At 53.0% G+C, this 19,184-nt stretch carries 19 protein-coding genes and 4 tRNA genes; 10 read left to right on the top strand and 13 right to left on the bottom strand.

Annotated features, from left to right (window positions below; translation table 11 throughout):
- Positions 1-26 precede the first annotated feature (26 nt).
- From KUO20_RS10075 to KUO20_RS10085, 3 genes are all read right to left on the bottom strand, one after another.
- On the bottom strand, positions 27-1,697 hold the full coding sequence (locus tag KUO20_RS10075; RefSeq protein WP_235039746.1) for an AMP-binding protein: 1,671 nt from the start codon (positions 1,695-1,697) through the stop codon (positions 27-29).
- Positions 1,698-1,889: 192 nt separating this feature from the next.
- Positions 1,890-2,669 carry a class II glutamine amidotransferase gene (locus KUO20_RS10080; RefSeq protein WP_235039747.1) on the bottom strand — a complete coding sequence of 260 codons (780 nt, stop codon included), beginning with the start codon at positions 2,667-2,669 and terminating at the stop codon, positions 1,890-1,892.
- An 81-nt stretch (positions 2,670-2,750) separates the two neighbouring features.
- Positions 2,751-3,176 carry a hypothetical protein gene (locus tag KUO20_RS10085; RefSeq protein WP_235039748.1) on the bottom strand — a complete coding sequence of 142 codons (426 nt, stop codon included), beginning with the start codon at positions 3,174-3,176 and terminating at the stop codon, positions 2,751-2,753.
- 62 nt (positions 3,177-3,238) lie between these two features.
- Here KUO20_RS10085 and KUO20_RS10090 point away from each other — a divergent pair, with 62 nt between their 5' ends.
- Both KUO20_RS10090 and KUO20_RS10095 read left to right on the top strand, forming a co-directional pair.
- A complete protein-coding gene (locus KUO20_RS10090; RefSeq protein ID WP_235039749.1) occupies positions 3,239-5,335 on the top strand; it encodes a S9 family peptidase in 2,097 nt (698 codons plus the stop codon).
- A gap of 227 nt (positions 5,336-5,562) precedes the next feature.
- Positions 5,563-5,721 carry a hypothetical protein gene (locus tag KUO20_RS10095; RefSeq protein ID WP_235039750.1) on the top strand — a complete coding sequence of 53 codons (159 nt, stop codon included), beginning with the start codon at positions 5,563-5,565 and terminating at the stop codon, positions 5,719-5,721.
- An 11-nt stretch (positions 5,722-5,732) separates the two neighbouring features.
- Here the strand turns inward: KUO20_RS10095 and KUO20_RS10100 are convergent, their stop codons facing one another.
- The 8 genes from KUO20_RS10100 to grxD all read right to left on the bottom strand — a co-directional run bounded on the left by KUO20_RS10100 (position 5,733) and on the right by grxD (position 11,689).
- Positions 5,733-6,188 carry a YcgN family cysteine cluster protein gene (locus tag KUO20_RS10100; protein ID WP_235039751.1) on the bottom strand — a complete coding sequence of 152 codons (456 nt, stop codon included), beginning with the start codon at positions 6,186-6,188 and terminating at the stop codon, positions 5,733-5,735.
- A gap of 34 nt (positions 6,189-6,222) precedes the next feature.
- Complete coding sequence (locus KUO20_RS10105) at positions 6,223-6,798, bottom strand: acyl carrier protein phosphodiesterase (RefSeq protein ID WP_235039752.1); 576 nt, start codon at positions 6,796-6,798, stop codon at positions 6,223-6,225.
- Positions 6,799-6,806: 8 nt separating this feature from the next.
- Complete coding sequence (locus KUO20_RS10110) at positions 6,807-7,109, bottom strand: YcgL domain-containing protein (RefSeq protein WP_235039753.1); 303 nt, start codon at positions 7,107-7,109, stop codon at positions 6,807-6,809.
- Entirely contained in the window at positions 7,106-8,242 is a 1,137-nt protein-coding gene (rnd, locus tag KUO20_RS10115; protein ID WP_235039754.1) for a ribonuclease D, read from the bottom strand. Before rnd ends, KUO20_RS10110 begins: the two co-directional genes overlap by 4 nt.
- A 63-nt stretch (positions 8,243-8,305) precedes the next feature.
- Positions 8,306-8,911, bottom strand: coding sequence for a recombination mediator RecR (recR, locus tag KUO20_RS10120; RefSeq protein WP_235039755.1), 606 nt, complete (start codon positions 8,909-8,911; stop codon positions 8,306-8,308).
- Between the two features lie 3 nt (positions 8,912-8,914).
- Positions 8,915-9,241, bottom strand: a complete 327-nt coding sequence (locus tag KUO20_RS10125; RefSeq protein ID WP_096279178.1) for a YbaB/EbfC family nucleoid-associated protein — start codon at positions 9,239-9,241, stop codon at positions 8,915-8,917.
- A 60-nt stretch (positions 9,242-9,301) separates the two neighbouring features.
- On the bottom strand, positions 9,302-11,308 hold the full coding sequence (gene dnaX, locus KUO20_RS10130) for a DNA polymerase III subunit gamma/tau (RefSeq protein WP_235039756.1): 2,007 nt from the start codon (positions 11,306-11,308) through the stop codon (positions 9,302-9,304).
- A 30-nt stretch (positions 11,309-11,338) separates the two neighbouring features.
- Positions 11,339-11,689, bottom strand: coding sequence for a Grx4 family monothiol glutaredoxin (grxD, locus tag KUO20_RS10135; protein WP_235039757.1), 351 nt, complete (start codon positions 11,687-11,689; stop codon positions 11,339-11,341).
- Between the two features lie 157 nt (positions 11,690-11,846).
- Here grxD and argF point away from each other — a divergent pair, with 157 nt between their 5' ends.
- Positions 11,847-12,767 carry an ornithine carbamoyltransferase gene (argF, locus tag KUO20_RS10140; RefSeq protein ID WP_235039758.1) on the top strand — a complete coding sequence of 307 codons (921 nt, stop codon included), beginning with the start codon at positions 11,847-11,849 and terminating at the stop codon, positions 12,765-12,767.
- A 78-nt stretch (positions 12,768-12,845) separates the two neighbouring features.
- Here the strand turns inward: argF and KUO20_RS10145 are convergent.
- Positions 12,846-12,921: transfer RNA gene (locus KUO20_RS10145), tRNA-Ala, on the bottom strand.
- A gap of 190 nt (positions 12,922-13,111) precedes the next feature.
- Between KUO20_RS10145 and uvrY the strand changes: the two genes are divergently transcribed.
- The 6 genes from uvrY (at position 13,112) to KUO20_RS10175 (ending at position 16,696) form a co-directional block, all read left to right on the top strand.
- The gene (gene uvrY, locus KUO20_RS10150) at positions 13,112-13,762 is read left to right on the top strand and encodes a UvrY/SirA/GacA family response regulator transcription factor (RefSeq protein ID WP_235039759.1); all 651 of its coding nucleotides are present in this window, start codon (positions 13,112-13,114) and stop codon (positions 13,760-13,762) included.
- 42 nt (positions 13,763-13,804) lie between these two features.
- Entirely contained in the window at positions 13,805-15,619 is a 1,815-nt protein-coding gene (uvrC, locus tag KUO20_RS10155) for an excinuclease ABC subunit UvrC (RefSeq protein ID WP_235039760.1), read from the top strand.
- Between the two features lie 94 nt (positions 15,620-15,713).
- Positions 15,714-16,262: a CDP-diacylglycerol--glycerol-3-phosphate 3-phosphatidyltransferase gene (pgsA, locus tag KUO20_RS10160; protein WP_235039761.1), complete on the top strand. Its 549-nt coding sequence runs from the start codon at positions 15,714-15,716 to the stop codon at positions 16,260-16,262.
- Between the two features lie 101 nt (positions 16,263-16,363).
- Positions 16,364-16,438: transfer RNA gene (locus KUO20_RS10165), tRNA-Gly, on the top strand.
- Positions 16,439-16,449: 11 nt separating this feature from the next.
- Positions 16,450-16,523 (top strand) — tRNA-Cys (locus KUO20_RS10170).
- Between the two features lie 86 nt (positions 16,524-16,609).
- A tRNA-Leu gene (locus KUO20_RS10175) sits at positions 16,610-16,696 on the top strand.
- Positions 16,697-17,292: 596 nt separating this feature from the next.
- Here KUO20_RS10175 and KUO20_RS10180 read toward each other — a convergent pair.
- Complete coding sequence (locus KUO20_RS10180) at positions 17,293-18,282, bottom strand: phage integrase (RefSeq protein WP_235039762.1); 990 nt, start codon at positions 18,280-18,282, stop codon at positions 17,293-17,295.
- Positions 18,283-18,486: 204 nt separating this feature from the next.
- Here KUO20_RS10180 and KUO20_RS10185 point away from each other — a divergent pair, with 204 nt between their 5' ends.
- Positions 18,487-19,062, top strand: a complete 576-nt coding sequence (locus KUO20_RS10185; RefSeq protein WP_235039763.1) for a hypothetical protein — start codon at positions 18,487-18,489, stop codon at positions 19,060-19,062.
- Positions 19,063-19,184 lie beyond the last annotated feature (122 nt).

Here is a 19,184-nt window from a genome sequence, read left to right on the forward strand (position 1 = left end):
ACACAGCGCCTGTGTGCGTTAAGCGCTTACGCCTTTGGGGCGTCTTCGTCGCGCAGCTGGCGGCGCAGCACTTTGCCCACGTTCGTTTTGGGCAGCTCATCACGAAATTCGATAACTTTAGGCACCTTATAGCCGGTGAGCTCTTTTTTACACCAGTCACGCAGCGTTTTTTCATCAAGCTGGCTATTTTTGCTAACGACAAACAGCTTGATCGCCTCACCAGAGTTTTCATCCGGAATGCCTACCGCAGCCGACTCAAGCACATCGGGATGGCCAGCTACGACATCCTCAATTTCATTGGGATAGACATTAAAACCAGAGACCAGAATCATGTCTTTTTTCCGATCAACAATGCGGATGTAGCCATCATCTTGAAGTATGGCGATATCACCGGAGTGAAACCACCCACCTTCATCAATGGCCGCGCGGGTGTCATCCTCGCGCTGCCAGTAGCCTTTCATCACCTGCGGCCCTTGCACACACAGCTCACCTGGCTCGCCCATCGCTACGTCGTTACCGTCGGCATCGACGACTTTGACTGCCGTACCCGCCACGGGCTTGCCAATCGTGCCCAGCTGGATCGCATCGGTAGGATTAAAGCTAACGATAGGCGATGTTTCAGTCAGCCCGTAGCCCTCGGCAACCGGGCAGCCGGTCGTTTGCTCCCAGCGCTGAGCGACGGCCTTGGTCAAGGCCATACCGCCAGAAATCGTCAGTTTTAATTTAGAAAAATCTAGCTGTTTAAAATCGTCACGGTTACACAGAGCATTAAACAGCGTATTAAGGCCAATGAAGGCGGTAAAAGGCAGCCCTTTGAGTTCTTTAATAAAAGCATCCAAGTCGCGAGGATTGGTGATCAACAAAGAGTGGTTACCGGTCTCCATCAAAAACAGGCAGTTAACGGTAAAGGTGTAAATGTGGTAGACGGGTAGCGGCGCGATAACGAGCTCTTCGCCATTACTTAAGTGTGCCCCTATCGCTTCACGTGCCTGCAGCATGTTAGCGACCAGATTACGGTGCGTCAGCATTGCCCCCTTGGGCGTGCCCGTCGTGCCTCCCGTGTACTGGAGGGCCGCTAAGTCATCGTGTGTCTGCTTGACCTCGGTATGACTTAACGAAGCGCCTTTTTTCACAGCCTCTCGAAAATCAGTCGCGCTGGGCAGTGAGTAGGCAGGCACCAGCTTTTTGACGTGCTTAACTACTGCGTTGATTAACCAGCGCTTGGGAACATCGTGTAAATCCCCGAGCTGCGTCACCACAACGTGCTTGATATCCGTTTTATCGAGCACTTTCTCAAGCTTGTCCGCCATGTTGGCCAGAATAACAATCGCTTTCGCGCCGGAGTCTTTGAACTGGTTCGCCATTTCCCGCTCGGTATAAAGCGGGTTGGTATTGACCAACACAAGGCCTGCGCGCAGCGCGCCAAAGACTGCCACGGGGAATTGCAATACGTTGGGCAACTGAATGGCGATTCGGTCACCGGGAACCAGGTCAGTTTCGTGCTGCAACCAGGCGGCAAAATTCCCCGACAGGCGGTCAAGGTCGGCAAAGGTCAGCGTTTTTCCCATACAGGAAAAGGCAGGCTTATCTTTAAAACGCTCTACTGCGGAATGAAAAACATCGGTGACTGAATCATATTGATCCAATCCTTCAAGCGCTGGGCCACGTAAAACGGCGGCGTTGGCGTGTTCACTCATGGGCAATCTCCGCTATCCGTGTCGGCGAGATCACCGACCTTGTTGTTGTCGCGAGGTTGAGAGAACCAACGATATACGACGCGTAAAGACCTGTAAAACGATGGATTAAAACTTACGTTTCAATCTTAGCCGGACGCCAAACATGCTTTATTCATTACTCTCCCTCACCTGCTACTTTAGCAACTCATTCATTTATGGACAGTATCGCGCCTGAATTTCTCCATCGCGCCAGACTAATAGCTCGCCAGGCACCATTTTCTCCCAGGCTTCATTATGGGTAAGTGGCTCAGTGGCAATGACCGAAACAATATCATCGGGAGTGGTATGCTCAGCAAAATTAACCGTCATTTCAGCATCTGACAGCTCAGCATCGCCAAACGGCGCACAGCGGGTAATGTGCGCAAGCTTAGTAGTACAGAATGTATATAAATAGCGGCCATCAGAGAGCAGCATATTGAATACGCCCAGCGCTCTTAGCTGCTCACACAGCTGGTGCAAGCATTCCCACAGGCTTTCAGGTGAATCGGGCGGGGTAGGAAAGGCGCGTCGTAGCTCGCCCAGCAGCCAACAGTAGGCATGCTCGCTATCGGTACTGCCCACCGGGGTGTAACTGCCTAACGGTAGGTTTTCCCAGCTGCTTAACTGGCCGTTGTGCGCATAACACCAGGGGCGCCCCCACATTTCGCGCATAAACGGGTGTGTATTAGACAACCGTACTCCGCCTACGTTGGCTTGCCGGATATGGCTAATCACCACGTTGGACTTAATAGGATAGTCGCAAATCAATCGAGCAATAGGCGAATTGACCGAGGGGTGTGGATCACGAAAATCGCGATAGCCGCCTTCTTCATAGAAGGCGATACCCCAGCCATCACGATGAGGACCCGTCCCGCCCCCACGGTGTAAAAAGCCCGAGAAACTAAAACAAATATCTGTGGGTACATTAGCGCTCATACCCAGCAACTCACACATGCCTAGCCACCGGTAAAGATCTCAACTTAATTTGGGATACTGGGCAGACCACCAAGTCAGCCACCCATACGCATAAAATCATTAGCCAATCACCGGTTCGCGGCGACGTGAAGGCTGCGCATCACCGGCGCGCTGTTCGTCCTGCTCGACATCGTTGTATTCATCAGGGCGGCGCCACCACCAAAGAGCAACACCCATAAGCGCACCCACGGCGACGCCAAAGATCAGCCACATCAGGCCGCCACGCAGCGCTGCACCGTTATGTTCTAAAAAACCAACCGCTGACACCATCGCCGACGGTGCCCAACCGGTATAGAATTCATCCTCTTCTATCAGCGGCAGCCGAAAACTAGCGGGCATCAGCACAGCGCCAGCGACAGACCATGTCAGTACCAGCCGTGGTAAACGGGGCAGCAGAGATAGCGCAAAGTAAACAGCGACAATCACTAATAGCGCTATCCCGTAGTAACTCAACCACAACATTGACGTTGAATTTGCAAATAACATAATACCCCTCATGTGGGTGAACTCACCCGACGTTGATTTCTCGTTATGGTACCTATGAATTTATGAAAGCACAGCCAAGCATCCACTCAAACTTACCCGCTGCGCGCTATTATCGCGCTAATGACCCTCAATGGCACTGGTTAGAAAAGCGCGATGATGCAGAGGTTACTGCTTTTTTAGAAGCTGCCAATGAGCAGCAGACTACTTGGTTCGCCCCGCTTGCACCGCTAGAAGAAGCGCTCTATCAAAGCCATTTAGCACGCCGCGAGCTAGCGGTGACCAGCCTTAAGACAGCGCTTGACCACTTCACGTTCTGGAGCGAAACCGGCGCTAAAGACGATTACCCCTGCTGGTGGCGTCATCCTAACGCTAGACACGAGCAGCAGGAGTGTTTTTTTGATGTCGGTGCCCGCGCCGCAGAACATGACTTTTATGACATGGGCGATATGGCACTCTCCCCGGATGAGCAGTGGCTAGCCTGGACGGAGGACACTCAGGGCGACGAGCGCTATACGCTGTGGTTAAAAGCACTGCCTAACGGCCAGCCCCGGCAACTGTTGAGCGATATTGGCGCAGGCCTTTGCTGGGCAGAAGATCAAACAGCAAAGACGGCAACGTTGCTTTTCACGCGCTTCGACGACACCCAGCGCCCCGATAGCGTATGGCGTTTACCGCTAGCGCTGACAGAACCACATGCCTTAACGACCCCCGTCCTTGTGCTACGCGAAGATGATCCTGAGTTTTGGCTGGGTATCGGCAAAACGCGGTCAAAGGCGTGGCTACAACTTGAAAGCGGCTCAAAAGATACCAGCGAAATTCATCTTTTACCGGCGCACTCTCCTGCCTCTACGCCGATATGCATTCAAACACGCCAAGCAGGCGTTGAGTACAGCATCGACCATCGCCCTGGGTCGTTTTACCGCTTACACAATCAAGCCGGCGCTCACTTTCAGCTTGATCACCTGCCGGAAAACCAGCTTGGTCAGCCCCAGCCTAAGTGGCAGACGCTCATCAGCCATCGCGAAGACGCAACGCTTGAAGGCATTGATGCATTTTCCTGGGGACTGATGCTCGCGGAGCGTGACCATGCCCAGGCACAGGTGCGCCTACGGCGGCTTGTCTTAGATAGCCAGCATTGCTTCACGTTAGATGAGTATTTGACACTACCCGAGCAGCCCTGCTCACAGCTATTAGAAGACGCGCCTCATTTTGATAGCCAAGTGCTTCAACTGCGCGAAGAGTCCTTTACCCAGCCGCCCAGCTGGTTCGAGCTCGATCTTACGAACGGCCAGCGCACGCTGCTAAAACGCGTGCCCGTTTACGGCAACCTTTTACCCGAGCAACTCGTCAGCCGCCGCCTATGGGCGACCAGTCAGGACGGCGAGCAGGTGCCTGTCTCCATCGTCATGCGTGCAGACCTGGCAGATCAGCCACTACCCACGCTGCTGTACGGCTATGGTGCCTACGGCGAAGCGCTTGATCCCTGGTTCTCTATCGCACGCTTAGAACTGCTGGAGCGCGGCGCAGCCTTTGCCGTTGCCCACGTGCGTGGGGGCGGCGAGCGCGGCGAACCCTGGTACTTAAACGGCAAGATGGCCCACAAAGAAAACAGCTTTAATGATTTTCTGGCCGCGCGTGAGGCACTTGTCGAACAGGGCGTCAGTGATCCTCAACGCATCGTAGCCTGCGGCGCAAGTGCCGGCGGACTACTGGTCGGCACCTGCATCAACCGGGCACCCGAGGCGTTTTGCGCCGCACTGCTAGACGTGCCCTTTCTTGATGTATTACGCACCATGCAGAATCCTGAACTCCCCCTGACCACCGCGGAGTACAGCGAATGGGGCAATCCAGAAGAAGTAGACGTCGCCGAGCGCATTAGCGGCTATTCCCCGATCGACAACATCAAACCACAGGCATATCCTGCGCTTTGGATTGAGGGCAGCTGGTTCGACACGCGGGTGAGTTATTGGGAGCCTGCCAAATTCTATGCTCAGGTATCTCAACAGCAGCAGGGCTCAGCGCCTATTCTAATGCGCACTGATATGAGTAGCGGCCACGGCGGCGCATCCGGACGTTTTAAAGCATGGCATGACACCGCAAGGCAAGATGCGTTTGCTCTCTGGGCGATGGGCCTCGCGGAACAGGCAATGCCCAGCTAACCCTCCCACATTATTAGGTATACACAAGAGTCACTTTAAAGCAGCGCTTCAAGCGCTGCTTTTTAATGGCTTTCAATAAACACCTACTGCTGAGCAGCCCTCGTCAATAGCTCGCACCACATTTTATGGAAATACTTTCCATAAAATATTCACAGACCAATAAAAATACGCCATACTAGACATTAGTCGCATACACTATCGTCTAATCAAGACTGTCTGGAGATATTATGAAATACCAAGACCATTTTCCCACTATTTGGGATGCGCCACGCCAGAAAACAGTTGTAAGCAAAAAGCCAGCAAACGCAGTCCCTGCTAAACAAGAGCGCTCAGCATTCAAGGATGTGTTTCTGTCTATTTGGGATACACCTAAATCCAACGCTTAAACAAGCGAAGGCTACATCGGCAGAATCGCGATGATGTGAGATTCTAGCTGTTGCTCCGGCACATCATCTTGCGATACGGCAAAACTGCGCACACTGATCCCCTTGCGATGAACCCGCTCTGCATCGTTACTCAGTAGCGGATGCCAGCCGGCCAGCTTGCGGCCTTCCGACACTCGCCGATAGCCGCAGCTTTGTGGTAACCAGGTAAACTCCTTAACCAGTGCAGGCGTGAGCTGGGTACAGTCAGGCACGCTGTCAAAACGATTCGGGTAGTCACTGCATTGGCACGATTGAATATCCAGCAAACGGCAGGCAACGTTAAGCACCGCTAGCTCTTGAGTTTCTTCATCGTGCAACTTTAGCAAGCAGCACTGCCCGCAGCCGTCGCACAACGCCTCCCATTCCGGCGGCGTGAGCTCTTCAAGCGTAAAGCGCTCCCAGAAACGTTCGCGCATGGTGGTTTCCATCGCCTCCTCCTTCGTTGTCACGCAGCAACACACGCTATAAAGCTGTGTTTTGGCGACTTAGTGTTTCAAATAAAACCGGCCATAATGACTGAAAATCTTGCTCTAGCCTTGGATAATCATCATGCAGCCATGGCACAAGGGCCGCAAGCTGATTAGGGCCGGATAAGCGACGCCCAATGCCAGCAACGGCGCGGCAAGTGAACTCAAAGTCAGCGTAGCCTCTTAGCCAGTCATGCTTGACCAGCAGCGGCATCATACCCGCTAAGCGATTAGGGGCTGGGCGCGTCGACAGCAGCTGATAGCAGCGCTCAACCAGCTGCTCTTGATCTCGTCGACCGGCCATATCCCGCGCTAAGAAATGATCCCAAACCATGTCTAACGCGATTCCCGCATAGCGACGCTGAGCGGTTGGAGCGCGACGCCTTGCCCCCGCCACACAGGGGTGACTATCAACCCAGGCATCTACGCGGCGGTGATGGCGAATACCCTGAGCAGTCGCATCCGACCAGTCGCTTAAATCGCGCCCTTTAACGCCATCAGCAATCAGGTTGCCGTATAGAAAATCATCGCTACCGGCGCGCGCCAACCATGCATGGGCTAGAAAATTCATGGTACCGGTTATTCAGCGTCTGAGCGGGACGCGACATGGGCGCGGTGCACATCGAGCAGATAGGCTTCTTTAGGAGGAGGCATCTGCAAATAATATCCTTTGTCCTTAATCCCTTCGACCACATCAGCCGCACTGACGCGTGAAAGCTTTTTGTCAGCAGTCAGCAGCATGGTAAACACAGGCAGCGGTTTGCCAAACGTCTCCATGAGCAATTCAGGCACCTGTGACATGCCCTGACGCTTATCAACGTATAGATACATTTCATCTTTGCACGAGCTTTTGAAAACATCACAAATTAGCTTGTCGCTCATGATGGTAGCTCCTCAAGGGCCTGAACCAGCGCAGTATTTAAACACTCGCCGCGCCAACCGCTGGGTAATGAATACGGCTCACTGGCCAAATTCTGCATCACGAGCGTTTCAATATCTCGACGGCGCATCAGCATTTCAGGCGCCATGCCCAAGTCATCGGCTTTGGCGGTGATCACTTTTTTAAGGGCTTTAAAGCGCGTTTTAAAAGTAGGGTGCATCGGGTCAGGCCAACGTACCGGTAGGACCGACTCCTCGCAATGCTGTGCCTGCTTTACCATTGCCAGCAGCGCGTCACCCTCTTTTTTGATCAGCACTGGCTTAACGCCTTCCACCTCGGCTAGCTCAAAGCGATTGCCGGGCATTTTTTCTGCGATCGCAAACAGTAACTTATCGCTAATTAGCCAATTACGGGGTAAATCACGCCGACGTGTTTCGCCCTCTCGCCACGTGGTCATTAAACGATACGCCTCCATTTGGCGAGGCGCTAAGCGCCAAAGCTGGCGTTGCCGGGTATACCACTGCTGGTCGTTTTCAACACTGCGACCCGCCTGCTCAATTAAACTGGCGCACTCAGCATCCACCCATTCGCGGCGACCCAATATAGCGAGCTTTTCAGCCTGGAACTCCCATACTTTCAATAAATAAATAACGTCTAGCGCGGCGTAATGGCACTGCGCTGGGGTTAGTGGACGCACTAACCAATTCGAGCGTGTTTCCTCTTTGGGAAGCGTTTCATCGAACCAGAATTCGACCAGCTTTTGATATCCCATGCTGGGGTTCTCGCCTAAAAAACCCTGCGCCACCTGCGTGTCCATTAACGGCGTAGGCAAAACGCCGGCCCAGCATTGAAATACTTCCAAATCCTCGCTGCAGGCATGCAACAGTTTGATCGCGCTATTTTGCAGCAAAGCACGAAATTTTTCGGTACACGGCACCGCCACCGGATCAATTAAATATGCCTCCTCTCCCGCGGTAAATTGTAATAGCGCAGGAACGGGGAAAAACGTGTTCTCTCTGAAAAATTCGGTATCCAGTGCAATCACCGAGGCATCGGCTGCTTGCTCACACGCTGCATCGAGCGCATCTGGGGTATCAAGCCATTGAAAAGCGGGAGTAAGAGAGGACAAAAGCATTCTTCCAAGTTGACACACAATCGCCAGAGCGTTTGCGGTTAGAGAACTACTGATTAAGTAGGCTTATTCACTGATAAAAGGCAGACGCCCATTAAATGCGCGGCTCAATGTGCCCCCATCGACGTATTCAAGCTCCCCGCCCATTGGCACCCCATAGGCTAGCCGAGAGAGTTTGACGCCATATTCAGAAAGCTGCGAGGCAATGTAGTGGGCCGTCGCTTCGCCTTCGATGGTGGGGTTAGTGGCCAGCACCACTTCTTCGACCAGCCCTTCTGCGACCCGCGCTTCTAGCAAATCTAAACCAATCGACTCGGGGCCAATGCCATCCAGCGGCGAAAGGTGCCCATGCAAGACAAAGTAGCGCCCCTTAAACCCACCGGCTTCTTCAATGGCTAACTGATCAGCGGGCGACTCTACGACACATAGCAACGCATCGTCACGACGCACACTCTCACACAGTGCACAAATTTCAGCCTCTGTCAGAGTGCGGCAGCGTTGGCAGTAACCCACTTCCTCAATCGCTTGTTGAATCACCGCGGCAAGACGCTGCCCGCCTGGGCGCTCGCGCTCGAGAAGGTGCATAGCCATGCGTTGGGCCGTTTTAGGCCCAACGCCTGGCAGAACGCGAAAAGCCTCCATCAACTGCTCAACGAGGGGAGAAAAGCGCATTGCTTAGAACGGCATCTTAAAGCCGGGGGGAAGGCTCAGCCCGGACGTCGCTTCTTCCATTTTCGCCTTAGAGCTAACTTCTACTTTACGTACCGCATCATTAACCGCCGCCGCCAGCAAATCTTCCAGCAGCTCCTTATCTTCTTCCATGACGCTGGGATCGATAGTCACATTGGAGACGTCATGACGACCGTTCATAGTAACTTTCACCATGCCAGCACCCGCTTCGCCCTGAACCTCAACCTTGGCGACTTCTTCCTGAGCGTGCTGCATTTTTTCCTGCATTTCTTGGGCTTGTTTCATCAAGTTGCCCATTCCGCCTTTAAGCATGATTCGATCTCCGATATGGCTGAAAAAAACGTCTTAGAAAATGAGTCGCAGGATGCGCAGTTAGCGCAATTGCTCGGCAGGCTTCACGCTAGATTCTATCAGCTTTGCGCCAAACGCCTGCTGTAACTTTTGTACATGGGGGTCATGGTTGAGTAGATCAACCGCCTGGGCGTGCCGCTCTTTATTAAGACGCTCTTCGCGCTTGCGAGGTGTTTCAACATTTTCAGACAGCTCTGCGACGTAAAACGCCACTCGGCGTGGCATTCCTTGCTCGCCAAGCGCACGCTCGATGCGCGTCTGATGAACTTCCGCCTGCATAGCAGCCTGGCTTGGATCTAAGCGCAGCGTTAACAGCTTGCCATCATCACTTTCCACTAAGCAGTTGCCCGCAAGGTTTCGCGTCAAACCACCCAGGCCGAGAGAATCAAATGACTGCAACCAAAGCCCGTTATCCAAGATACCTGAGCCATTTTCGGCCATAGCACTCGACGGCATCACGATGTCCGGCTTAGCAGCTGGCTCTGGCTCTGGCTCTGGCTCTGGCTCTGGCTCTGGCTCTGGAAAGGATGCTGGCTCTTCCGGCTCAGCAATAGGTTCGGGGGCAGAAACGAACGCTGGCTCAGCGCGAACATCAGGCGCAGGTGAGGGCTCGGGGGTCGCTACTTCGGTGTCGACTGCCCAAGGTGGGGGCTCTTGAAGCGGCGGCTCTTGTTGAGCCACTGGGACTACAGACTCAACTGATTGAATCTGAAAAGGCTGAGCTGAAAAGACCTCTTGAGGAGCTATTTCGTCGCGCTGACCGCCCTCTCCGTGACTCTCACTAGGCGTGGACTCAATGGGCGGCGAAGGCTCGGGCGCAGCCGAGGGTGCGCGCGCAACCTGGGCAGCGGTATTGGCATCAGTCGCTGCTATTCCGGAAGGCTCACTTCTCAGCGGTAGCGGCGTACGCGGCGGTTTCGGCACGCCCTGGGGTCTAAAGGCCAGCATGCGCAGCAGCGTCATCTCTAATGCACTGCGTAAATCTGGCGCGTGCACCATGTCGCCACGGCCCTGAATACCGATTTGATAATAGAGCTGTATATCTTCAGCGGTAAAACGACTCGCCAACTGTAAGATAATGTCACGATCGCCGTGGCTGTTATCAACCGCGTCCGGCACCATCTGCGCAACCGCTAAGCGGTGCAACATACTTGCAAGCTCATCCAATACAGCTGCAAAGTCAGGGCCCTGCTCTGCGAGCTGAGATACTTCTGCCAGCAGCCGCTGCACGTCAACATCGGCTAACGCTTCTGCCAGCCCAAGAATATGGCGATGATCCAGCGTGCCCAGCATTGAGGCTACATCGGCGTGGCGCACCGAGCCTTGGCCAAACGCGATGGCCTGATCCGTTAAGCTCATGGCATCACGCATTGAGCCTTCGGCGGCCTTACCCAGCAGCCAGAGTGCGCTTTCATCGAACGCAACACCTTCTTCACCCAGCACATACGTCAGATGCTCAACCACCCGCTCAGGCGGCATGTGCTTAAGCGTAAACTGGAGGCAGCGTGAGAGTACGGTCGGCGGCAGTTTTTGCGGATCGGTGGTCGCCAGCAAAAACTTAACGTGAGGGGGTGGCTCTTCTAGTGTTTTCAGCAGCGCATTAAAGCTGCTGGTAGAAAGCATGTGCACCTCATCAATCAGGTACACCTTGTAGCGTCCTTGAGTGGGCGCGTACTGCACGTTATCTAGCAGCTCGCGGGTATCTTCCACCTTAGTGCGTGAAGCCGCATCAACCTCAATCAAATCAACAAAGCGGCCTTCATCGATGGCCTGGCAGCTAGCACACTGGCCGCAAGGAGTAGAGGTAACGCCCTCCTCTCCACGTCCGTTGGCGGTGCAGTTCAAACACTTGGCAAGAATACGCGCCAGCGTGGTTTTACCCACGCCGCGAGTGCCGGTAAACAGATAGGCATGATGCAGGCGGCCTTGGTCAAGAGCATTGACCAAGGCGCGCTGAACATGGGCCTGGCCCACGAGTTCGTGGAATGTGCGGGGTCGCCACTTGCGGGCCAGAACCTGATAACTCATGAAGCTGTTTTTCCTTCGAGAGGGTATTGCTTAAGCGTTGTCGCCGCCTTCTACCGCACCAGCGCGCTGAGCAGCGGCTTTTACTAGCTTTTCTAATTCGCCGTTTTGATGCATTTCTACCACGATGTCACAGCCGCCTACGAGTTCACCTTCAACCCACAGCTGGGGGAACGTCGGCCAGTTCGCAATTTTCGGCAGCTCGGCGCGAATATCCGGATTATCCAGGATATTAACGAACGCAAAACGCTCGCCACAGCTCATTAGCGCTTGAATCGTCTGGGCAGAAAAACCGCACTGAGGCAGCTGCGGCGACCCTTTCATGTAAATAAGGATCGGGTTTTCGCTAATTTGGCGCTGAATGTTTTCGGCAGTCGTGCTCATACAATTTTCCTCGCATAAAAATAGCCCGTGCTCACTCACTAATGCCCGAGTGGAACGCTAGGCTTTAACGTGTGGGCATCATTCTACGCATGCCGTACGCGTTGCGCATCCCCTGCCGCATCGCTAGGATAGTGTTTTTACGCGGAGAGAAGCCCCCATGGCGACACGCCATTTCCTGACCTTGCTAGATTTGTCCCCGGATGAGCTGGACTATTTAATCCAACGCGCCATTACGATTAAGACCAATCTTAAGGCCCAAGGCCCTGTTTATACACCATTATCCAACCGCACTCTGGCGATGATCTTTGAAAAATCATCAACGCGCACGCGGGTGTCGTTTGAAACAGGAATGGCGCAGTTTGGTGGCCACGCGCTCTTTCTCTCTCCCCGCGATACGCAGTTAGGCCGAGGCGAACCGATTGAAGACACCGCTCGCGTGCTGTCTGAGATGGTCGATGCGGTGATGATCCGCACGTTTTCACACGCAGGGCTGGAAACCTATGCCAGCGCTAGCAGCGTGCCGGTCATTAACGCGCTAAGCGATGACTATCACCCTTGCCAGCTACTCGCTGACGTAATGACCTGGACCGAGCTACGCGGCAGCGTTAAGGGCCGCACTGCAGTATGGATTGGCGATGGCAATAACATGTGCCATTCATGGATCAATGCGGCCCGCCAGTTCGGCTTTCATCTGCGCGTATGCTGCCCGAAAGGCTACGAGCCGCGCGCTGACATAATGGCGGCCGCCGGCGATCACGTTAGCATGCTGCACGACCCCCAGGCAGCGGTCAAAGACGCTGACTTAATCACCACCGACGTCTGGGCCTCGATGGGTCAGGAAGAAGAGCAGGCTAAACGCGAAGCAGACTTCGCAGGTTTTCAAGTCACCGAAGCGATGCTTGATGCCGCCCGCCAGGACGTGCTGTTCTTGCACTGCCTGCCGGCGCATCGCGGCGAAGAAATTAGCCTCACTCTACTCGATGACCCGCGCTCGGTCGTTTGGCAAGAAGCAGGCAACCGCTTACACGCGCAAAAAGCGCTTATCGAGTTTTTGCTGCTAGGCAAAATTGCAGCTTAGCCGCTGAAATTAAGCCAAAAAAAAGCCTCGCTTAAACCGCGAGGCTTTTTTATCGATGATCGTTAACTTTTAATATAATGGTGGAGCCTAGCGGGATCGAACCGCTGACCTCAACACTGCCAGTGTTGCGCTCTCCCAGCTGAGCTAAGGCCCCACTTACTGCGCGTATCTGCAGCGAGGCGGATACTACGATGAACATTTATCTCAGTCAAGTTTTTGAATCACCTGCTTTTATCTAATTCTCCTTTGTCGTTAGCTGTGGCACTCTATATGCAGTTAATACGATAGAGAGCGTACAAGGCCAACGCCTGAGCCCAAGATGTTTCCATGCAGGAGCCTGTCCATTGATCAGTGTCCTTATCGCCGATGATCATCATCTCGTTAGAACTAGCATCGCCCACCTGCTAAATGAAGAGTCCGACATTAAAATTGTGGGCGAGGTCGACGACGGTGAAAGCGCGGTAACTCAGTCCCGCCAATTGAAGCCTGACATCGTGCTGATGGATATTCGTATGCCGGGAATTGGCGGGCTGGAAGCGACGCGACGCATTCGCCGCACGATGAAAGACGTTAAAGTTCTCATCTTAACGGCGCACATGGAAGACAGCGTACTACGACGCATGCTCGAAGCCGGTGCATCAGGGTTTTTAAGCAAAGGCGCCGGTGCGCTAGAAATGACCGAGGCCATACGCCAAGTGTTTCATGGCGGCCGTTACGTCAGCCAGGAAATTGCCCAGCGCTTAGCTCTTTCGCATTTCACCAATGAAGACAATCCGTTTAGCCACCTCTCCCATCGTGAGCTACAGATTGCCCTCATGATTGTTAATTGCCAGCGGGTGCAAGATATTTCTGACCGCCTGCATTTAAGTCCTAAAACAGTAAACACCTATCGCTACCGACTCTTTGATAAACTACAGGTTGCCTCTGACGTTGAGCTAACCCATTTAGCGCTTCGGCATGGGCTGGTCGAGGGGTTTGACGCCACCCAAATATAACCCCACCTTCCGTCCGCTGTAATCGGGTACCGACACGCTGATATGACCTTTGATTCAAAACAGTTCTTGAGCTCCGTAAGCACCTCCCCCGGGGTTTATCGCATGCTCGATGAACAAAGTAATACGCTCTATGTCGGCAAGGCCAAACGCCTCAAGGCCCGCCTATCCAGTTATTTCCGTGGTCAGTTGAACACCAAAACCCAGGCAATGGTTGGCCGCATTGCCGACGTCCAAGTCACCGTTACGCGCACTGAAACAGAGGCTCTGCTACTCGAACAGACGCTGATCAAACAGCTGCGTCCGCCGTACAATATTTTGCTGCGTGACGATAAATCGTATCCCTTCGTATTTGTCACCGACCGTCATGCTTACCCAGCGCTAGAGTATAAGCGCGCGCGTCAACGCCGCGACGATGGCCGCTACTTAGGCCCCTACCCTAGTAGCGGCGCCGTGCGTGAAAGCCTTTCGTTGATGCAAAAAATATTTCATATCCGCAACTGCGAAGACAGCGTCTTCGCGCACCGTTCACGGCCATGCCTGCAGTATCAAATCCAGCGCTGCAGCGCGCCTTGCGTTGACTATATTTCAGCAGAGGATTACCGACGCGACCTTGAACATGCGGTGATGTGTCTAGAAGGTAAAAGTGAAAATGTGACTCAAGAGCTGGTAGCGGCGATGGAAGCAGCCAGCAAAGCGCTAAATTTTGAGGAAGCCGCGCGCCTTCGCGACCAGGTACAGCAGCTGCGCCAGCTGCAACAGCGCCAGTTTGTCGATACCGGCGGCGGCGATGCGGATATTTTCGCCCTTGCCACGCGCCCCGGTGCGCTGGGCGTTTCTGTACTCAGCGTTCGCGATGGCCGATTGCTGGGCGCGCGCCATCACACGCCGAAAAACGATTTAGACCTGCCAATTGAGACACTGCTTACTGAAGTCGTAAGCCAATATTATTTTGGTCAGCCGCATAACGTGCCCAGCGAAGTCATCACCAGCCACCCGCTAGAGGACAGCGACCTGATTGCCGAAGCGCTGACCCAGCAGGCGGGCAAGCGCATTCGTGTGACTAGCCAGGTGCGCGGCCACCGTGCCCAGTGGCAGCAGCTTGCTATCACTAACGCTGAGCAGCAGCTGGCATCGCATCTTGCCAATCAAACCCAGCTGACCCAACGTTTTAGCTCCTTACAGAAAGCGCTGGGGCTCGACGAAATACCCCAGCGCCTCGAATGCTTTGATATTAGCCATAGCCATGGCGAAGCCACCGTTGCTTCCTGCGTTGTCTTTGATCACCAGGGGCCGCGTAAAAGCGACTATCGGCATTTCCGCATTGAAGGAGTCGCCGCCGGCGATGACTACGCTGCTATGCAGCAGGCGCTGACACGCCGCCTCAAGCGGGTTAAAAGTGGTGAAGCGGTGGCGCCCGACATTGTGATTGTCGATGGCGGCAAAGGTCAGCTCAACATGGCGCGTGGCGTGTTTAAAGCGTTAGATATCACCAATATCATTCTTCTTGGCGTTGCCAAAGGCACGACGCGGAAGGCGGGGCTTGAAAGCCTATTCTTAGAAACAGCTGACAATCCACTCGACCTAGACCCTTCTTCACCGGCGCTGCACCTAATACAGCACATTCGGGATGAGTCACATCGCTTTGCGATTGCCGGGCATCGCGCTCAGCGCGACAAAGCAAGACGCACGTCTACCCTACAAGACATTCCAGGCGTTGGGCCTAAACGCAGACGCGAGCTATTACGCTTTTTTGGCGGCCTTCAAGGCGTACAAAAAGCCAGCCGTGATGAACTTATACGCGTACCGGGTATCAATGCGGCACTCGCCGAAAGTATTTACCGGGCGTTAAACGGATAAACACCCTGTTAGCATGGATGCTATCGGCTAAGGGGGATAGAATGACTCCAAACATTTCGAATCCTATGATTTCCAGCAAGGATCGCTTCCTGCGATGAATATACCCAACATACTGACCTTGGCGAGAATCGCCTTCATCCCGCTGCTCGTGGTGCTGTTTTATCTCCCGTTTAGCTGGAGCATGCCCGTGGCAGCGGGGCTATTTGGCCTAGCCTCGATTACTGACTGGCTAGACGGCTATTTAGCGCGTCGCTGGAATCAGTCAACGCCGTTTGGCGCTTTTTTGGACCCCGTGGCCGACAAACTTATGGTCGTGGTGGCTCTGGCGCTATTAATTGAGCGCTACGACACCTTAGTGCTAACGCTTCCCGCGCTCGTCATTATCGGCCGTGAAATCGTTATTTCAGCGCTGCGAGAATGGATGGCGGAAATGGGCAAGCGTGGCATGGTGGCCGTTTCATGGGTTGGCAAACTCAAAACAACGCTGCAAATGGTCTCCTTGCTCATCTTGCTAGCCTTCCCGCCAGCGCACCCGCTTGCGCTGGTAGGCGTTGTCGTAGTGTATGTCGCCGCCGCCCTAACGCTCTGGTCAATGATTCAGTACTTGAAAGCCGCCTGGCCGCATCTTAGCCGTTCGATGTAACTAGCCGCTCCATGTAAGCTGCTGATAAATAAATAAGGATCGCAGCTTAATTCATTGATTGACAACTCGCCGGTGATCCGTATAATTCGCCATCGAGTCGAGCGGGAATAGCTCAGTGGTAGAGCATCGCCTTGCCAAGGCGAGGGTCGGGAGTTCGAATCTCCTTTCCCGCTCCAATGACTCTTGAGGCTGGATGGCAGAGTGGTTATGCAGCGGACTGCAACTCCGTGTACGCCGGTTCGATTCCGACTCCAGCCTCCATATTTCTCGTGTAGTGATGCTTTTTCAAAGCATAATTTTTCAAAGAACTTTTTGAAAATAACTTTGAAACAACATTGCGATGATTTGCCCGGATGGCGAAATCGGTAGACGCAAGAGACTTAAAATCTCTCGGGGGAAACCCCGTGCCGGTTCAAGTCCGGCTCCGGGCACCATTATTTTCAATAAGTTAGATACCATATCTGACTTACCCCTTCTTGAAGCAAATGCTCGATGTCCACAAAGTGTCCACACCTGGGAATTTCTCTGTGTGCTCTGATTACTTTGAATGGTGGTGAGCGAAGCGAATGCATGACAAACAACAGACTTGCGGCATCCCCTCTTTTCGTCGCGGTCTCATTCCTTGCTCAATCCCCTTACTCCCCATCGCGGCCCTGGTAAACATTGGTTTTAACCACTCCGTCACCTATCGCCGTCGGTCGCACCTGATCAACGCCATGCTTATGGGGTAGCGTCATACTCTGCGCAGCACGGGTTGACGCGGCCCCATAAGCATGGCCGAATCCAATGCGACTGCGGCGAGCTGACGACGTGGTTAATCACTCTGGATCCTGGAGCCCGAGTGAGCGGGGATGCCGAGAAGGCAGAGAAACAACATTGGAGCCCTTTAGTCGCTCAATTACCCTGCCATACTCAGCGTGCAGGCTTTCTAGCATCTGAATATTCAAGTGCCTGGGTAAAACCCCCAACTCAACTATTCCCGGCGCTGCCCCAATGCGTGCGGAAACGTCTCTAAAATGCTGCTCAGGCGTCATTTGATAACCTCCAGAACATTCAGCTTTTTGGCCTCTTCGAGGTGATCCGGCGCTAAATGTGCATATCTCATTGTCATGGTAATGGTTGAATGATCTAAGATGCGCTGCAAGGTCAAGATACTGCCGCCTTGCATAATGAAATGACTGGCAAAAGTATGCCTAAGCACATGTGTCACCTGCCCCTTTGGCAGAGCAATGCCCGCTCTATCAATCGCATTTTTGAAAGCCTCATAGCTTCCTTTGAATAGCCTTCCCGGGCCACCAGCAGCAAGTATCTCAGCTTCAAGCTCTTGGCTTATAGGGATGTGTCGTGGCTTACCATTTTTCGTGCTCCAAAATGATGCTAAGCCGTTTTTAATATTCTCCCTTCGTAACGTTTCAGCTTCAGTCCACCGCGCACCCGTTGCTAGACATACTTTGGTAATTAACAAGGCTGAACCATTCCTTGATGCCCCCAACTCTTCAAGCAAGCGCTTAACTTCCTCTTTAGAAAGGTACCTCAACTCACGGTTATCATATTTGAGCTTTCTGCTTTGCCTAACAGGGTTAGGCTTGTCCCACTCCCCTGCTCTTGCCAATTCGTTGAACAAGGCATTCAAGTATGCCCTGTCATGATTCATCGTATTTGCCGAAACAGATTCGCTCCTAGCCTCTCTAAGTCGCGTAAACCACTCTTGATCTAGCTCATCTGCCAGTGGGTCACCAGAAAGCTCACAGAGCTTCATTAAGCGCTGTTTGCGCGACTGCCCATCAGTGTTGTGCTTTCCATGAACCTGATACCAGCGCTCAACTAAGTCCGAGAGTTTGCGGGCATCTTTTTTAGGCGGTTCCCAGTCAGGGGCTTGAACCACCTTAGCTTTGATGTGATTCTCGTACCTAAGCGCTTCAGCCTTGGTCTTAAATTTCTTTCTGAAACGCCTAGACCCTCTGCCGTTTCCTCTGAAATCAGCCAACCAGCTTCCATCCTCTTGTTTGCTTACTCCCATCGGTTGAGACCCTCCATGTAACACGTCTCCCAGAATAACAATCAAACCCGCTGTAACTCGTCACTGATGCACAGTACAGCATGACCTATATAGGTAGCCTATCATAAAACCTATATAGTTACGCAATAGAAACTGCATAGAATTATTGACCTTCTTAGGCCATGAAGCTATTTTGTTTCTATATATAAACTATAGGGCTTAGAAATGGCTTACTCTCTGGATAAAGAGCAAAGGCGGCGGCTTTCGACTTACCTTAAGAAAGGAAAACCTGAAGGCTGGAGAAACCTTCTTGAAGCAATGAACAATGGCCCTGGCTGGAAACAGTTTGGTCTGTATTACGAGTGCGTGCGCTTCGGAAGTGTAAGTGATAACGTATTCTGGGAACGCTGGTCGGTTGGCGGTCAGATGCTACTATTACCGTCGGTCGCAACCCATACGGAAAAAGGCCTAACTGATTTCTTGCTTTCGATTCGTCAGCAAAAGCTTTCAGAATCGTCCTCGCAGTCGTCCGACCAGCCTTCCACCCCACCTGATTCGAGCACCCTAAGGCAAACTACAGCGACCTCCAGCTCCCATGAACCGTTAGAGCAACCGCCTTCTAAGCCAACATCTAAAGAAAAGAAACGCACTATTTCTATGATGATTGAGCCCTCGCTTTACGATGAAGTTAAGCGCCTAGCCGATTTAAAAGAACGGTCTGTAGGTGCCCAGATACGCCACTCCCTTAAACAAAGCCTTAAAGCCAATGCCCACCTTTTAGGCTATGACGAACCGTATTGAGGAAATGACCACAAAATGTCCACTTTACTGTGCCACACTGCCATTCAGTGATCACTTTTCGAACCTAACTATTTGTTTTTAATAAGCACTGACACATAATGAGCTTCTATCAATGAGACTTA

Origin of the sequence: Vreelandella profundi (assembly GCF_019722725.1) — a bacterium.
In the GTDB taxonomy this organism is placed as follows: Bacteria; Pseudomonadota; Gammaproteobacteria; order Pseudomonadales; family Halomonadaceae; genus Vreelandella; species Vreelandella profundi.

Bases quoted from the DNA above. Each gene is read 5' to 3' on its own strand.
- KUO20_RS10090 (WP_235039749.1), top strand. From the start codon at position 3,239: ATGAAAGCACAGCCAAGCATCCACTCAAACTTACCCGCTGCGCGCTAT.
- dnaX (WP_235039756.1), bottom strand. From the start codon at position 11,308: ATGAGTTATCAGGTTCTGGCCCGCAAGTGGCGACCCCGCACATTCCAC.
- KUO20_RS10105 (WP_235039752.1), bottom strand. From the start codon at position 6,798: ATGAATTTTCTAGCCCATGCATGGTTGGCGCGCGCCGGTAGCGATGAT.
- KUO20_RS10080 (WP_235039747.1), bottom strand. From the start codon at position 2,669: ATGTGTGAGTTGCTGGGTATGAGCGCTAATGTACCCACAGATATTTGT.
- KUO20_RS10095 (WP_235039750.1), top strand. From the start codon at position 5,563: ATGAAATACCAAGACCATTTTCCCACTATTTGGGATGCGCCACGCCAG.
- KUO20_RS10180 (WP_235039762.1), bottom strand. From the start codon at position 18,282: ATGGGAGTAAGCAAACAAGAGGATGGAAGCTGGTTGGCTGATTTCAGA.
- KUO20_RS10085 (WP_235039748.1), bottom strand. From the start codon at position 3,176: ATGTTATTTGCAAATTCAACGTCAATGTTGTGGTTGAGTTACTACGGG.
- KUO20_RS10075 (WP_235039746.1), bottom strand. From the start codon at position 1,697: ATGAGTGAACACGCCAACGCCGCCGTTTTACGTGGCCCAGCGCTTGAA.
- KUO20_RS10125 (WP_096279178.1), bottom strand. From the start codon at position 9,241: ATGCTTAAAGGCGGAATGGGCAACTTGATGAAACAAGCCCAAGAAATG.
- KUO20_RS10185 (WP_235039763.1), top strand. From the start codon at position 18,487: ATGGCTTACTCTCTGGATAAAGAGCAAAGGCGGCGGCTTTCGACTTAC.
- KUO20_RS10100 (WP_235039751.1), bottom strand. From the start codon at position 6,188: ATGGAAACCACCATGCGCGAACGTTTCTGGGAGCGCTTTACGCTTGAA.
- argF (WP_235039758.1), top strand. From the start codon at position 11,847: ATGGCGACACGCCATTTCCTGACCTTGCTAGATTTGTCCCCGGATGAG.
- pgsA (WP_235039761.1), top strand. From the start codon at position 15,714: ATGAATATACCCAACATACTGACCTTGGCGAGAATCGCCTTCATCCCG.
- uvrC (WP_235039760.1), top strand. From the start codon at position 13,805: ATGACCTTTGATTCAAAACAGTTCTTGAGCTCCGTAAGCACCTCCCCC.
- recR (WP_235039755.1), bottom strand. From the start codon at position 8,911: ATGCGCTTTTCTCCCCTCGTTGAGCAGTTGATGGAGGCTTTTCGCGTT.
- grxD (WP_235039757.1), bottom strand. From the start codon at position 11,689: ATGAGCACGACTGCCGAAAACATTCAGCGCCAAATTAGCGAAAACCCG.
- rnd (WP_235039754.1), bottom strand. From the start codon at position 8,242: ATGCTTTTGTCCTCTCTTACTCCCGCTTTTCAATGGCTTGATACCCCA.
- KUO20_RS10110 (WP_235039753.1), bottom strand. From the start codon at position 7,109: ATGAGCGACAAGCTAATTTGTGATGTTTTCAAAAGCTCGTGCAAAGAT.